Below are 13,935 nucleotides of genomic sequence, written 5' to 3'. Positions count from 1 at the left end.
ACACACGTCAGCGGCGCGGCAATTGCGTGACCGGATTGACAGGCGACCGGCCGCGGCGGAGCTCGAAATGCAGTTCCGGCTGGTCGGCGAACCCGGTGGCGCCGCTCAGCGCGATCACCTGTCCGCGCGTGACTGCCTGTCCGCGCCGCACCAGCAACTTGCCGGCATGACCGTAGATCGAGGTCCAGCTGTCGCCATGCTTGACGATGACGAGCCCACCCAGCGCGGCGATCCCGTCACCGGCGTAAGCGACGGTGCCGGCCGCCGCGGCCTTCACCTCGGTTCCCGACGGTACTGCGATCTCGATCCCGTCGAACCGCTCGCCGCTGCGCCCGATGCCGAAGCGGCGGACGATCTGCCCGGTCAGGGGCCAGACAAAGCGGCCCGGCGCGGCGCTTGGCGGCGCGACGGGGATGGTGGGGGCGGGAACTTCGGTCCTGCCCTTGACGGGACGCACCGGCGCGCGCCCGCTCGCCACCGCCGGTTCGCCGCCGGTCAGGATCGTGTCGACATCAAGCGTAAAGGCCGCCGCCCGTGCTGCCGCGGAGGCGGGTTGCGACGGGATCAGCACACGTTGTCCGGTCACCAGTACGAACGGCTCGCGCAAGTCGTTGGCGGCGACCACCTGGCTCCACGGTACGCCGTAGGCGCGGGCGATGCCGATGCCGGTCTGCCCCGGATCGACGCGGTGATAGCGGCCGCCGGGGATCACCAGCCGCTGCCCTGCTCGCAAGGCGTAGGGCGGCGACAGCGTGTTACGGCGCGCGATGGCGGCGATCGATGCGCCGGTTCGTTCGGCGATCGCGCTCAGCGTGTCGCCCGAGCGGACGACCACGTCCTGCGTGCGGACCAGCCGCGCGTCGGCGGTGACCGGAGCAGCCTCCCATGCCGGGCGCGGTGCGGCGAGTTGCTCAACCGGCGCACGGCGTGCCGGGCGGGGGCGCGCGATCGGTTGCGGTGTCTCGGCTACCGGCTGCGGCTGGGGCTTCGGCGGCGGCGAGATCGGAACGTCGGCGGGGGGCGGGGGCGGGGCGAAGCGCGGTTCGGCGGCAGGGATGCACCCCGCCAGCACCAGCATCAGCGCCGCCGACCTCGCCGCTCGCCGCGTCAAGCCGCGCTACACCCCGGCGAAGGCGTCGCCGAGCGCCGCGAGCGAGTCGTGCTGCGTCAGGTCGAGTTGCAGCGGCGTCACCGTGATCCACCCCTGCGTGATCGTCGCCAGATCGCTGCCGTCGTCGATGGCGGGCTGCACCCGGCCCATCGACAGCCAGTGGTAATCGAACCCGCGCGGATCGGTGCGGCGGTCGAAGCGCACGCGCCCGTAATCGCGCAGCCCTTGCGGCACGACACGTACGCCCTTCACCGCGCCCGCTTCCGGCTCGGGAAAGTTGATGTTGACCACCGAGCGAGGCGCCCAGTCATGGTCGAGCAACGGGCGCAGCACGCGCGCGCCCCATTCCTCGGCTGCGGTGAACGACACGTCCTCGCCCGGCTCGCGCCGCCCGTAGCGCTGGCTGAGCGCGACCGAGCGCACGCCGGCCAGCGCGCCCTCCATCGCCGCAGAGACGGTGCCCGAATACATCACGTCCTCGGCGATATTGCCGCCGCGATTGACTCCGGACAGGATCAGGTCGGGCGGCGTATCCCGCAGCACCTCGGCTAGCGCGTACATCACGGCGTCGGTGGGTGTGCCCCCAACCGCAAAGCGCTTCTCGCCGAATTGCTTGACCCGCAGCGGGCGGGTGAGCGTCAACGAGCGCCCGGTGCCTGATTGCTCGGAGGCCGGCGCGCAGACCCAGACGTCGTCGGAGAGCTGTGCGGCGATCTTCTCCAGCACCGCCAGCCCCGGTGCATGATAGCCGTCGTCGTTCGAGAGCAGGATCCGCATCAGCGCGCGCCCAGCGCGTCGAGCCCGCCCAGATACGGCCGCAGCACCTCCGGCACCGTCACCGTTCCGTCCTCGCGCTGGTAATTCTCGATCACCGCCACCAGCGTCCGCCCGACCGCTAGGCCCGAGCCGTTGAGCGTATGAACGAAGCGCGTCGTCTTTTCGCCGTCAGGACGATAGCGCGCGTTCATCCGCCGCGCCTGGAAATCGGTGCAGGTCGAACAGCTCGAGATCTCACGATAGCGCCCCTGACCGGGCAGCCATACCTCCAGATCATAGGTGCGCGCCGCGGTGAACCCCATGTCGCCGGTGCACAATTTCATGCGGCGATAGGCGAGCCCCAGCGCATCGAGCACGCCTTCGGCACAGGCGGTCATCCGCTCATGCTCGGCCTCGCTCGCCTCGGGAGCGACGATCGACACCATCTCCACCTTGTCGAACTGGTGCTGGCGGATATAGCCGCGTGTGTCGCGCCCCGCCGCGCCCGCCTCGGAGCGGAAGCACGGCGTCAGCGCCGCGAAGCGCAGCGGCAGCACGTCGTGGCTGAGGATTTTCTCGCGAACGATATTGGTCAGCGACACCTCGGCGGTCGGGATCAGCCAGCGCCCGTCGGTGGTGCGGAACAGGTCCTCGGCGAACTTCGGCAATTGCCCGGTGCCGAACACCGCCTCGTCGCGCACCATCAGCGGCGGCGCGACTTCCTCGTAACCGTGCTCGCGGGTCAGCCGGTCGAGCATGAATTGCCCGAGCGCACGTTGCAGCCGCGCCGCATCGCCGCGCACCAGCGTGAAGCGTGCGCCGGCGATCGCCGCGCCGGTTTCAAAATCAAGCCCCAGCGCCGGCCCGATCGCATCATGCTCGCGCGGGGTAAATGCGAACTCGGGTCGCTGCCCGCGTTCGTGGACCAGCTGGTTGTCATCCTCGTCCGCGCCCTCCGGCACATCGGCGGCGGGGACGTTGGGCAAAGCGGCTAGCGCGGCGTCGAGCGCGCTGCCCGTCTCCGCCTCTTCGGCCTCCAGCTGCGGCAGCCGTTCCTTGAGCGTCGCCACCTCCGCCATCAGCGTGGCGGCGGTATCCTCGTCCTTCTTCGCCTTGGCCGCCCCGATCGCCTTCGACGCCTCGTTGCGGCGCGCCTGCGCGGTCTGCGCCTCGGTCGCGGCCTCGCGGCGACGGCGGTCGAGTGATACGAGCGTCTCGGCGCTGGCAGGCAGGCCACGCTTGGCCATGGCGGCATCGAAAGCGGCGGGATCGTCGCGGATCAGGCGGATGTCGTGCATGGCCGCGCTATGACCTTGCGCCCGCCGCTAGGCAACCCGCGCCGGGCGCGCGGCGTTCTCCCCCCGACACGCAACGAGCAGAAGGAGAAACGTCCATGCAGGTCCCCCACAATTCGGTTGTCCTGGTCGCCGATGGCCGCAAGCTGCTGTTCCTGCGCAACGAAGGCGACGCGGAATATCCCAACCTTCAGGTTGAGCATGCCGAGGAACGTGCCAATCCCGCCACGCGCGATCAGGCGACCGATGCGGCCGGCGGTGCCTCCTCGACACAAAGCGGGGCAGGCGCCCCCAACGCGGCCCAGGGCGGCTCCGGCCATGCGCAGGGCGGCGGCGCGCAATTCGCGCCCTCGCGCGGCAGCTTCGAGCAGACCGATTTTCACCAGTTGGAGGAAGATCGTTTCGCCGCGGACGCCGCCGACCTGCTGAAGCGGCGCGCGCTGTCGAATGACTTCGAGTCGCTGATCGTGATCGCGCCGCCGCGCACGCTGGGCGAGTTGCGCAAGCACTACCACAAGGAGGTCAGCGCGCGACTGACCGGCGAACTCGACAAGGATCTGACCGGACATCCGATCCCCGACATCGAGAAGGCGCTACTCTCTGCCTGACGGGTCGGGTGCCGGCGGGGGTAGCCCCGCCGGCACCGGTGTCCGTCCTTGCGACGGTTCATATCGATAACGCCCAAGTCATTCGCTTGTGGAGGATCGGTCAGGTGACTATAGGCGCGCCCAAAGGGGCGTGCAGAGATGCTGACGACATCCTTCACGTGGGCGGGAGAAGGTCATGGCGACGGTGATGAGTCAGGTCGAAGACGCGTTTGACGAGCCGGAGGCGCTCTCCAGCCCGATGCCGGATGGCTATCGTCCCAGTGCGGACGAGCCGTTCATGAACCCGCGCCAGCAGGCGTATTTTCGTCATAAGCTACTGGTTTGGAAGGATGCTATTCGCCGCGAGGCGCAGGGTACGCTTTCGCAGCTTCAGGTCGACTCGCTGCGTGAGGCCGATCTGAACGATCGCGCGTCGAGCGAGGCGGACTGGTCGCTCGAACTGCGCACCCGCGACCGCCAGCGCAAGCTGATCGCGAAGATCGATGCCGCGCTGCGTCGTATCGAGGATGGCGAATATGGCTATTGCGAAGTGACCGGCGAGCCGATCAGCCTCGGTCGGCTGGAGGCGCGGCCGATCGCGACGATGACGGTCGAGGCGCAGGAACGGCATGAGCGTGCCGAGAAAGTGTCGCGGGACGATTGACGCGGATCTTAACCTTTCATCAATCATTTTGACGCAACCGTCCGGATTGAACGAACGGGCGGGTTTCATGGGGCAGTCGAGACACAGCTTGGTTGACGAGCAAAAAGTCGCGGGTCAGCCCGACGAGCGCGGGCGCGGTGATGTCCATCTGTCGGCGCGGATGCGTGTTCATGCCGAGGATGCTGGCTTCCTGGTGCGCCTCCGCAACGTTTCCGCCGGCGGGTTGATGGCGGAACTGCCACACCCGCTACCACCAGACAGCGCGGTCGAGATCAAGCTCAACGGGCTTGGCTGGGTTGCCGGACGGGTCGTGTGGCAGACGGAGGGTCGTACGGGGATCGCGTTCGACAATCCGATCGATGTCACGATCGTTCAGCACGACAGCGATACGGCTTATTGAGGACGCGACCCGCCAGAAACGTACGTTTGAATGGTAGCCCCCCGGAATGGCCGCGGGGCGCCGCTTTTTATCTCAACGTCCGCATCCGGAATTAAGAAGCGGCATTGCCGAAACCCATCCGGAACGATCCGGCGGGTTCACAGCTCAATTCCCATTCGCCGATCGACGACGGGCGATGCGAAGGTCAGCGCCCGCCCGCTTCCAGCAGTCGTCGCGGCGCGGTCAGTTCCCAGCTTTGGGCAATCCGATCCTCTACCAACGTCCAATCGACATCGGGATCCAGTGCTAACGACGTCTCACCCGAGTCGTCACGCACCCGCAACGTCACCGGCGTTTCGCCCGAAAGCGTCGCAAACGATTTTCCGTCAACGATGAAGCTCACGCCGTCGCCGGTCGTGCGCTCTTCCGCCTCGGGCAGCAGCAGCGCAATCGCGCGGACCTGTTCCGATACCGTCATGAGCGAACGAATGCCTTCAGCGTCGCCGGGTACAGCCGATGTTCCTCGACCAACACTCGCGCCGCCAGACTGTCGGGCGTTTCACCGGGTAGGATCGGCACCTCCGCACGACCCAGCACCTCGCCGCCGTCCAATTCCTCGGTGACGACGTGCACCGAGCAGCCGCCCGCCGCGTCTCCCGCCGCGATCGCGCGCGCATGGGTATCGAGGCCCTTGTATTTCGGCAGCAACGACGGATGGATATTGATGATCCTTCCACGCCATCGCGCCACGAACGCGTCCGACAGCAGCCGCATATATCCCGCCAGCGCGATCCACTCCGCCCCCGCGTCGCGCAGGGCAGAGTCCAGCGCCTCCTCATACGCGGCCTTGCCGATCCCTTTCGGCGAAAGCGCGAAGCTTTCCAGCCCGTGCTCGCGTGCCCACGTCAGCCCGGCCGCTTCGGGGCGGTCGGAGGCGACCAGCACGATGCGATAGGCTTCGCCCTGCTCGCCGGCCAGCGCCTGCATGTTCGATCCGCGGCCGGAGATCAGCACCGCAACCTTGGCGGGAGACGTGCTCATTGGTGGTGCGTCGCCGTCCAGTCGGCGCGCGCGCTCCACGTCTCGGTGCTGCCCGTGACGGTGCAGCCACGGGTGCCCGCCTCGATCCGTCCGATCGTGTGGACGGTCTCGCCAGCCGCGCGCAGCGCCTCCGCCACCTCCTCGGCGGCGTCGGCACTGACGACCACCGCCATGCCGATCCCGCAGTTGAAGGTCCGCGCCATCTCCTCGGGCTCGATCGCGCCCTGCGCCTGCAGGAACGCCATCAGCCGTGGCTGCTCCCACGCATCGGCATCGACCTGCGCATGGACGCCATGCGGCAAGACGCGCGGTATATTCTCGAGCAATCCGCCGCCGGTGATGTGCGCCAGTCCCTTGATCTTGTGCGCCCGCAGCAGCGGCAACAGGCTGGCGACATAGATGCGCGTCGGCGCCATCAGAATGTCGATCAACAGCCGGTCCGCATCGAACAGGGCCGGGCGGTCGAGCTTCCAGCCCTTGTCGGTGGCGAGCCGCCGGACCAGCGAGAAGCCGTTCGAATGGACGCCCGACGAGGCAAGGCCGAGGATCACGTCCCCCGCGCCGATCGCCGTGCCGGTCAGCACGTCGCCACGCTCGACCGCGCCGACGCAGAAGCCCGCGAGGTCATAGTCGCCGGCCGCATACATGCCCGGCATCTCGGCGGTCTCGCCGCCGATCAGCGCGCACCCCGCGATCCGGCAACCTTCCGCGATCGAGGCGACGACGCTCTCCGCAACGGCGTTGTCGAGCTGGCCGGTCGCGTAATAATCGAGGAAGAACAACGGCTCGGCACCCTGCACGATCAGATCGTTGGCGCACATCGCGACCAGATCGATCCCGACCCCGGCGTGGCGGTCCCATTCGATCGCCAGCTTCAGCTTGGTGCCGACGCCGTCATTGGCTGCCACCAGCAGCGGATCGGTAAATCCCGCGGCCTTGAGGTCGAAGAAGCCGCCAAATCCGCCCAGATCGGCATCGGCGCCGGGGCGGCGGGTGGCGCGCGCCAGCGGCGCGATCGCGCGCACCAGCGCGTTGCCGGCCGCGATCGACACGCCAGCGCTCTCGTAGGTGTAGGCTTCGTTGCTCATGGTTGCCGACTAGGGTGCAAAATCGATCAGGACAAGATCGTGACGGGGTGGATCTTGGCACCAACATCCGGCCGCCCTTTCGGGGACACCCCTGAAAGGTTGCCGAACATCGTCGCTGGCTTGGGGGTGGCGTCGTCTCCCCACGGCTGCGCTCCTTGCCGCTGGCCTCTCCCGGGCGATTAGCACCTCGCCGGAATGAGTTCGGCGTCTGGCCACATCCTGCTTGGATTCCCTCGTCTGCTTCGCCAAAAGACGTCGCGATGCGCCATCGCCCTCCGATCGCCCTGGTCCTGACCGTTCTTGCCGCCGCGCTGGGTACGCGTGGCGTGCTCGCGCAGATCGATGGCGGAGATCGCGGAGTCGCGGCGGTCGACAGTTCCAACGACTTCGAGGTGGCCGGCGTCCGCGTCGACGTGTCCGGTCCCAATGCGGAGGCGGCGCGGCTGGCGGGCTGGCGCGAGGCGCAGCGCAAGGCCTACAGCTTGCTGTCGCAGCGGATGGGAGCGGGCGCAGGCGCGCTGCCCGACGGAACGCTCGACTCGATCGTGTCCAGCATCGTCGTCGAGAACGAGCAGATCGGTCCCAACCGTTATGTCGCGCGGCTGGGCGTGCTGTTCGATCGCGCGCGCACCGCCGGGCTGCTCGGCGTCTCCGCAGCGGTATCGCGGTCGTCGCCGTTCCTGGTGGTGCCGGTGCAATGGTCGACCGGGGTCGGGACCGTCTTCGAACAGCGCACCTTGTGGCAGGAAGCCTGGGCACGCTTCCGCACCGGCAGCAGCGCGATCGATTATGTCCGTCCGACCGGCACCGGGCCCGACTCGCTGCTCCTCACCGTTGGCCAGACGCAGCGTCCCGATCGTGGCTGGTGGCGGGCGCTGGTCGATCAATATGGTGCCAGCGACGTGTTGATGCCGACCGTTCAACTGTACCGGCAATGGCCCGGCGGCCCTGTTATCGGTGCTTTCGAGGCACGCTACGGTCCTGACCACCGTATTTTGCAGCGCTTTTCGTTACGGGTCGGCACCGCGGCGGGGATTCCCGCGCTGCTCGACGCGGGCGTGAAGCGGCTTGACGACGTATACCAGCGCGCGCTCCGCGAAGGATATCTCGGGCTGGATCCGGGGCTTAACCCAATCATGCCGGTGGTGGAGAAGCCCCCCGAAGAAGTGTCCGACGTTCTTGCAGGCGATCCGGCGTTGATCGCGCCATCACTTGCAGTGACAGTTCAATATGATAGCCCGGATGTTGGTGCCGTCACGGGAGCCGAGGCGACGCTGCGCGGCGTACCCGGCGTCGCCAGCGCCACCACCACCAGCCTTGCGCTCGGCGGGGTGTCGTCAATGAACGTCAGCTACGCCGGCCCGGTCGAGACCTTGCGTGCGGCGTTGGAAGCACGCGGCTGGCAAGTCATTGGAAACGGTACGACCTTGCGCATTCGGCGCGCGGCACCGACGCCAAGTCCCAGTACACGCGTCGGGACGGCGACATGAACCAGATCGCGCTGCCGCTTGGGTGGCCAGCGGAAGAACGGGGCGAGTTTCTGGTGGGCGAATCGAACGCACGCGCGGTTCGGATGCTTGAACATTGGGCGACGTGGCCGGTACGTACCGCGGTTCTCGCCGGACCGCCCAAATCTGGCCGATCACTGCTGGGCCGAATTTTTGCCGCGCGTTCCGGTGGTTCGGTCATCGACGATGCGGATCACGCCGCCGAAGACGCGCTGTTTCACGCCTGGAACCGCGCGCAGGAGGAGTCGCGGCCGCTTTTGTTGATCGCTGCCGCAACGATGCCGGACTGGCAGGTGTCCCTGCCCGATCTCCGTTCTCGCCTCGCGGCGAGCCCCACAGCGACGATCGGGCCGCCGGAGGAGACGTTGATCGCGGCATTGTTCGAGCACGGCTTCGCACGGCGGCATCTCGACGCGCGCGCCGATCTGATCACGTGGTTGACGGCGCGCACCGAACGTAGTCACACCGCCGTCATCGACACGATCGATAGGCTCGATCGTGCCGCGCTGGCAGGGCGCCGCCGGCTGACGATCCCGTTGGCGCGCGAGACCCTGGACCCGGAACAGGCGGCAAGGAACCGGAGCGACCTTTCATCATGACACGGCCCGTGAGTATCGCGCGCAAGGATGCCGAAGCGGCGCTGAAGCTGGACGACCCATTTCTTCAGCGTGACGGTAACCGCTACTTCAATCGCGAGCAATCCTGGCTCGCTTTCAATCGCCGCGTGCTGGAAGAAGCGTGCAACTCGGCCCATCCTCTGCTCGAACGGCTTCGCTTTCTCGCGATTTCCGGCGGGAACCTCGACGAGTTCTTCATGGTTCGCGTTGCCGGCTTGAAGGGTCAGCAACTCCAGGATGTCGAGGCGCGTTCTGCTGACGGCCTTACGCCCGGGCAGCAACTGGCGGCGATCGTCGAACAGGCCGACGCCTTGATGGCGAGCCAGCAGGCGGTGTGGCGCGATATCCGCCGCGACATGGACGAGGCTGGTATTTCCGTACTGGGCAGCAAATCACTCGAGTCGCTCGATGGAGAGCAGCGCGCGTGGCTCGATACGTATTTTCAAGAGCAACTGTTTCCGGTGATCACGCCGCAAGCGCTTGATCCCGCTCATCCATTTCCCTTTATGCCAAACAAGGGCATGGCGGTAATGTTCGATCTGGTGCGGCGATCGGACTCCGAGCCGATCCGTGAGTTGGTGATGCTTCCCGCCGCGATGCCCCGTTTCGTGCGCCTGCCGGGCAGTGATCGAGCATCATACGTCGCCGTCGAGTCTATCCTCAAGCGCTTCTCCCATTTGCTTTTTCCAGGATATGATGTGCTTGGCGCCGCCGAATTCCGGGTGCTTCGCGATAGTGATATCGAGATTGAGGAGGAGGCCGAGGATCTCGTCCGCTACTTCGCCAACGCCATCAAGCGGCGTCGGCGAGGACGCGTGATCCGCCTCGAACTGGAAACGGCTATGCCTGACCGGCTTGCGCAGGCGTTGCGCGAGGAGTTGGGCGGCAGCGGTACGATCGTGACCGAGACGGGCTCGTTTCTTGGAATTGGCGATCTCTCCCTTCTGGCGGACGAAGATCGGCCCGACCTGAAATTCGTCCCTTTTACACCGAGATTTCCGGAGCGAATTCGGGAGTTTGGAGGGGATTGTTTCGCTGCGATCCGAAGCAAGGACATCATTGTCCATCACCCGTACGAGACCTTCGATGTGGTGCTCGCATTCCTCAAACAGGCGGCAAACGACCCGGATGTCGTCGCTATCAAGCAGACATTGTATCGTGCGGGCAAGCAATCGGCCGTCATCAGCGCGCTGATCGCCGCCGCCGAGGCAGGCAAGTCAGTGACAGCGGTTGTCGAACTGAAAGCTCGCTTCGACGAGGAGCAGAACCTGCAATGGGCAAGCGCGCTTGAGCGCGCCGGCGTGCAGGTTGTCTATGGCTTCATTGAATGGAAGACGCACGCGAAGGTGGCGATGGTCGTCCGGCGCGAGAACGGCAAGTTTCGCACGTACTGCCATTTTGGTACCGGCAATTATCATCCGATCACGGCGAAGATCTACACGGATCTCAGCTTTTTCACGGCCAATCCTCGCATCGGACGTGATGCGGCGCGCATGTTCAATTACATCACCGGCTATGTCGAGCCGTCCGACATGGAGATGGTGGTGCTCAGCCCGCGCTCGCTGCGTGAGCGGTTGCTGGAGTGTATCGACGCCGAGATTGCGCATGTTCGTGCGGGACGTGCCGGTTCGATCTGGGCGAAGATGAATTCGCTGGTCGATCCAATCATTATCGAGAAACTCTACGAAGCGAGCTGCGCCGGGGTCGAGATCGACCTGATTGTTCGTGGAATTTGCTGCCTTCGCCCGAAAGTGCCGGGCATGTCTGATAATATCAGGGTCAAGTCGGTGGTCGGGCGTTTTCTCGAGCACAGCCGCATCGCGGCGTTCGGCAATGGCGCCGCGCTGCCTAATGACGGCGCCGTGGTCTACATATCCTCAGCCGACTGGATGCCTCGCAATTTTGACCGGCGCGTCGAATATCTGCTGCCGCTCGATAATGAAACGGTGCATGATCAGGTGCTCGATCAAGTCATGGTGGCCAATCTGATCGACAATGAACAGAGCTGGGAATTGGAGGCGGACGGTAGCTACGTTCGCGACACGCCTGGTGAGAAGCCGTTCAATCTGCATCGTTACTTCATGGTCAATCCGTCACTTTCGGGACGAGGGGCCGCTCTGGACGGCGACGAGGTGCCGGTGCTGTCGCTAAGGCGCAAGCGTTGAGGTGGCCCAAGCGCGTGGAGGAAGGCGTGGTCGCGACCATCCGTCCTGAGCCACGCTCGGCGATCATCGATATTGGCTCCAATTCCATCCGTCTGGTTGTCTATCAGGGCCCTCCACGGCTGCCGGCCATATTGTTCAACGAGAAGGTGCTGGCCGGCTTGGGCCGGAGCTTGGCGGAAAGCGGGTCGATCGACGAGCAGGCAATGGCGCTGGCGCGTACGGCGCTCAACCGCTTCGCCGCGTTGAGCCGTGAGATGGATGTCACCACATTGCGCACCGTGGCAACGGCAGCGGTTCGCGACGCCGACAACGGCGCCGCGCTGATCGCCGTCGCGGAGGCGGCAGGTCTGACGGTCGAAATTCTTCCCGGTGAAAGGGAAGCCGAGGCAGCGGGTTACGGCGTGCTGTCGGGCATCCCCGAAGCCGATGGTATTGTCGGCGACCTGGGTGGAGGTAGCCTTGAATTGGTGAGGGTGCGGGGTGGCCGCTTGCTCCAGCGCGCATCCTTTCCGCTTGGCGTGCTCCGGATCGCCGCGCTGCGTGAAAAGGGGCGGCTTGACCGGCAGGTTCGTGCCTTGCTGGACGAGAGCGGGTGGCTGGGGACGGGGAAGGGACTGCCCTTCTATCTGGTCGGCGGGTCGTGGCGCGCGATGGCGCGGCTGGACATGGAGGCCACGCGCTATCCGCTGCCGGTGATCCACCAATACGCGATGTCGCAGCAGACGATCGCCCGGCTCCGTCGCACGCTATCGCACGTCGGCAAGGCGCGGTTGAAGGATGTGCCTGGGCTATCGTCCGGGCGCATCCCGACGCTATCTGATGCTGCAGCCTTGCTTGCGGCGATGCTGAAGCATCTGCGGAGCAGCGGCACCATTGTCTCGGCCTATGGCTTGCGCGAGGGGCTACTCTACGAGCGTCTCTCACCTGAGCAGCGCGCCGCCGATCCGTTGATCGTTGCGACGCGCGACGAGGGGCGACGGAGCGGGCGCTTTCCGGAGCATGGAGATCTGCTCGACCGCTGGATTGCCCCGCTGTTCGGCGACGATCCTCATGCTGACGCGAGGCTGCGCATCGCGGCCTGTCATCTTGCCGATGTCGGCTGGCGCGCCAATCCCGATTTTCGTGCGGAGCGGGGGGTGGAAATCGCGCTCCACGGCAATTGGGTCGCGATCGATGCGCGGGGGCGCGCGCTGCTGGCGCAGGCGCTCTGGACAGCGCTGGGCGGAGCGATCGACAGCCCCGCGCCGCTGGCTGCGCTGGCTGGCGAGGCCAGCTTGCGCCGCGCGGCACAATGGGGGCTCGCCATCCGCCTAGGGCAGCGCCTGAGCGGCGGGCTTGCGGCGCCGTTGACCCGCTCGTCGGTCAGCGCTCAGCATGGTTCCCTCAGGCTCGATCCAGGCGACCCCGCGCTTTATGGCGAAACCGTACAGAAACGCCATCGGGCCCTCGCCGCGCTGATGGGGTTACAGGCCGAGCTGGCCTGAGATAGAGCCGACACCGGTGGCGAACATGACCGAACAGTCATGTTGCGGATAGGTGGTTGCGAAGCCGCGCGGGGCAGAAGCGCAGCATGGGCGATCTTTCTCATCTCGACCGACAACCGCGTGACGTTACTGATCGGCATCGCTCACAGTCGGCGCTTGATGAGCGTGTCTGTCGACTGATCTGCCCCATGGCGGCGGCGATGGTCGGCGTATGCCTGACCGGAATTGGCCTCCTCCACGTCGGTATCGCTTGGGGGAAGCGGGCCAGCTTTGCCGACGATCTGCTTGCGGTCGATTCGCTGATCTTCCTGATTGCGATGCTTGCCTCGTATTTGGCGGTGCGAACGCCCGATGCGCGACGGCGAACGTGGTTGCACCGACTCGAGCAAGTAGCGGATGCGACATTCATTCTCGCGATGTTGCTGCTCACCGCCGCCTGTTTCGTCATCACCTATGCCGTGAGTGCCTGATATGCTGAAGAAGCGTGCGAACTGGTTCGCGATCGGCGCCGGCTTGCTCACCGCGGTGGCGCTACTCGTCGTGGGTGGCGTCGGCTACCTCGGCTACTTCGGCGGCCCGATCCTGCGGGTTTCCCCGGCGATCGCGCGAACATCGCCGGCGGCGCGCGGCACGCAGATCCTGTTTTTGTCCGGCGACATGGGGCTGAATGCCGGCATGGGCCCGCGGCTGGTGACCGCGTTGAACGAAGATGGACTACCCGTTCTGGGGTTCAACTCGCTCACTGCTTTTGGCACGCGTCGCACGCCGACCGAGGCGGCAGCGATCGTTGCGGCGTCGATCGCGCGCGCAGAGCGTACGCCTGGTACGACCCGGGTGGTGTTGATCGGTCAATCGTTCGGCGCGGACATGCTGCAATATGCGAGCGCGCATTTGCCGAGCGGTTTGCGCCCGGCTGTCGCGCAAATCATTTTGCTCGTCCCAGGCAATACGTTGCTTTTCAAGGCAAGCCCCGGAGGCGTGCTGGATGGTGCACCCGATGCACCAGCCCTGCCCAGCGCGCGACGTATCGATTGGGCGCCGCTCACCTGCATTCAGGGAGAAGGGGAGCCTGCCAGTCTGTGCCCCTTGCTGCATGGCGCAAACGTCCGACGCGTCGCGCTGCCGGGCGGCCATTTCATGAACTACGACGTGCCGCTGATCGCACGGACGCTGCGCGCCGCGATCACCAACGGTCGCTGATCCGTCATCTTCATTACGGATAGTTCAGCCGTCGTCGACG

15 protein-coding genes are annotated in these 13,935 nt (G+C 66.1%); 9 read left to right on the top strand and 6 right to left on the bottom strand.

The genetic code is table 11. The features are described from left to right. Nucleotides 1–7 precede the first annotated feature (7 nt). Genes ACI2JO_RS00140 through serS form a run of 3 tightly spaced genes read right to left on the bottom strand, consistent with a single transcriptional unit; the run spans nt 8 to nt 3,165 of the window. On the bottom strand, nt 8–1,078 hold the full coding sequence (locus ACI2JO_RS00140) for a peptidoglycan DD-metalloendopeptidase family protein (RefSeq protein WP_404720295.1): 1,071 nt from the start codon (nt 1,076–1,078) through the stop codon (nt 8–10). 39 nt (nt 1,079–1,117) lie between these two features. Further along, nucleotides 1,118–1,888, bottom strand: coding sequence for a 5'/3'-nucleotidase SurE (surE, locus tag ACI2JO_RS00135; protein ID WP_404718738.1), 771 nt, complete (start codon nt 1,886–1,888; stop codon nt 1,118–1,120). Next, entirely contained in the window at nt 1,888–3,165 is a 1,278-nt protein-coding gene (gene serS / locus ACI2JO_RS00130) for a serine--tRNA ligase (protein ID WP_404718737.1), read from the bottom strand. Before serS ends, surE begins: the two co-directional genes overlap by 1 nt. Nucleotides 3,166–3,260: 95 nt before the next feature. Here serS and ACI2JO_RS00125 point away from each other — a divergent pair, with 95 nt between their 5' ends. The 3 genes from ACI2JO_RS00125 (at nt 3,261) to ACI2JO_RS00115 (ending at nt 4,813) form a co-directional block, all read left to right on the top strand. Further along, the gene (locus ACI2JO_RS00125; protein WP_159759194.1) at nt 3,261–3,770 is read left to right on the top strand and encodes a host attachment family protein; all 510 of its coding nucleotides are present in this window, start codon (nt 3,261–3,263) and stop codon (nt 3,768–3,770) included. 175 nt (nt 3,771–3,945) lie between these two features. Next, a complete protein-coding gene (gene dksA / locus ACI2JO_RS00120) occupies nt 3,946–4,413 on the top strand; it encodes an RNA polymerase-binding protein DksA (protein WP_404718736.1) in 468 nt (155 codons plus the stop codon). Nucleotides 4,414–4,501: 88 nt separating this feature from the next. After that, entirely contained in the window at nt 4,502–4,813 is a 312-nt protein-coding gene (locus ACI2JO_RS00115; RefSeq protein ID WP_404718735.1) for a PilZ domain-containing protein, read from the top strand. Between the two features lie 184 nt (nt 4,814–4,997). Here the strand turns inward: ACI2JO_RS00115 and ACI2JO_RS00110 are convergent, their stop codons facing one another. From ACI2JO_RS00110 to purM, 3 genes are read right to left on the bottom strand one after another with little or no spacing between them, the layout of a single operon-like run. Continuing rightward, nucleotides 4,998–5,270 (bottom strand): MmcQ/YjbR family DNA-binding protein, encoded by a 273-nt coding sequence (locus ACI2JO_RS00110; RefSeq protein ID WP_404718734.1) that lies wholly within the window; start codon nt 5,268–5,270, stop codon nt 4,998–5,000. After that, complete coding sequence (gene purN / locus ACI2JO_RS00105; protein WP_404718733.1) at nt 5,267–5,833, bottom strand: phosphoribosylglycinamide formyltransferase; 567 nt, start codon at nt 5,831–5,833, stop codon at nt 5,267–5,269. Before purN ends, ACI2JO_RS00110 begins: the two co-directional genes overlap by 4 nt. Then, entirely contained in the window at nt 5,830–6,921 is a 1,092-nt protein-coding gene (gene purM / locus ACI2JO_RS00100) for a phosphoribosylformylglycinamidine cyclo-ligase (RefSeq protein WP_404718732.1), read from the bottom strand. The genes purN and purM overlap by 4 nt, the downstream gene beginning before the upstream one ends. A 260-nt stretch (nt 6,922–7,181) precedes the next feature. On the opposite strand from purM, the gene ACI2JO_RS00095 reads away from it, so the two are divergent. From ACI2JO_RS00095 to ACI2JO_RS00070, 6 genes are all read left to right on the top strand, one after another. Then, on the top strand, nt 7,182–8,411 hold the full coding sequence (locus tag ACI2JO_RS00095; RefSeq protein ID WP_404718731.1) for a heavy-metal-associated domain-containing protein: 1,230 nt from the start codon (nt 7,182–7,184) through the stop codon (nt 8,409–8,411). After that, nucleotides 8,408–9,028, top strand: coding sequence for a chromosomal replication initiator DnaA (locus ACI2JO_RS00090; RefSeq protein ID WP_404718730.1), 621 nt, complete (start codon nt 8,408–8,410; stop codon nt 9,026–9,028). Before ACI2JO_RS00095 ends, ACI2JO_RS00090 begins: the two co-directional genes overlap by 4 nt. After that, nucleotides 9,025–11,211, top strand: a complete 2,187-nt coding sequence (locus ACI2JO_RS00085) for an RNA degradosome polyphosphate kinase (protein WP_404718729.1) — start codon at nt 9,025–9,027, stop codon at nt 11,209–11,211. The genes ACI2JO_RS00090 and ACI2JO_RS00085 overlap by 4 nt, the downstream gene beginning before the upstream one ends. Beyond that, nucleotides 11,208–12,695, top strand: a complete 1,488-nt coding sequence (locus tag ACI2JO_RS00080) for a Ppx/GppA family phosphatase (protein WP_404718728.1) — start codon at nt 11,208–11,210, stop codon at nt 12,693–12,695. The genes ACI2JO_RS00085 and ACI2JO_RS00080 overlap by 4 nt, the downstream gene beginning before the upstream one ends. Before the next feature lie 188 nt (nt 12,696–12,883). Continuing rightward, entirely contained in the window at nt 12,884–13,165 is a 282-nt protein-coding gene (locus ACI2JO_RS00075) for a hypothetical protein (protein WP_404718727.1), read from the top strand. A gap of 1 nt (nt 13,166) precedes the next feature. Beyond that, nucleotides 13,167–13,895 (top strand): AcvB/VirJ family lysyl-phosphatidylglycerol hydrolase, encoded by a 729-nt coding sequence (locus ACI2JO_RS00070; RefSeq protein ID WP_404718726.1) that lies wholly within the window; start codon nt 13,167–13,169, stop codon nt 13,893–13,895. Nucleotides 13,896–13,935: the final 40 nt, after the last annotated feature.

The sequence above is a fragment of the Sphingomonas sp. NPDC079357 genome, from assembly GCF_044901155.1.
GTDB lineage: Bacteria > Pseudomonadota > Alphaproteobacteria > Sphingomonadales > Sphingomonadaceae > Sphingomonas.
This window is presented reverse-complemented; position numbering and strand designations above follow the sequence as displayed.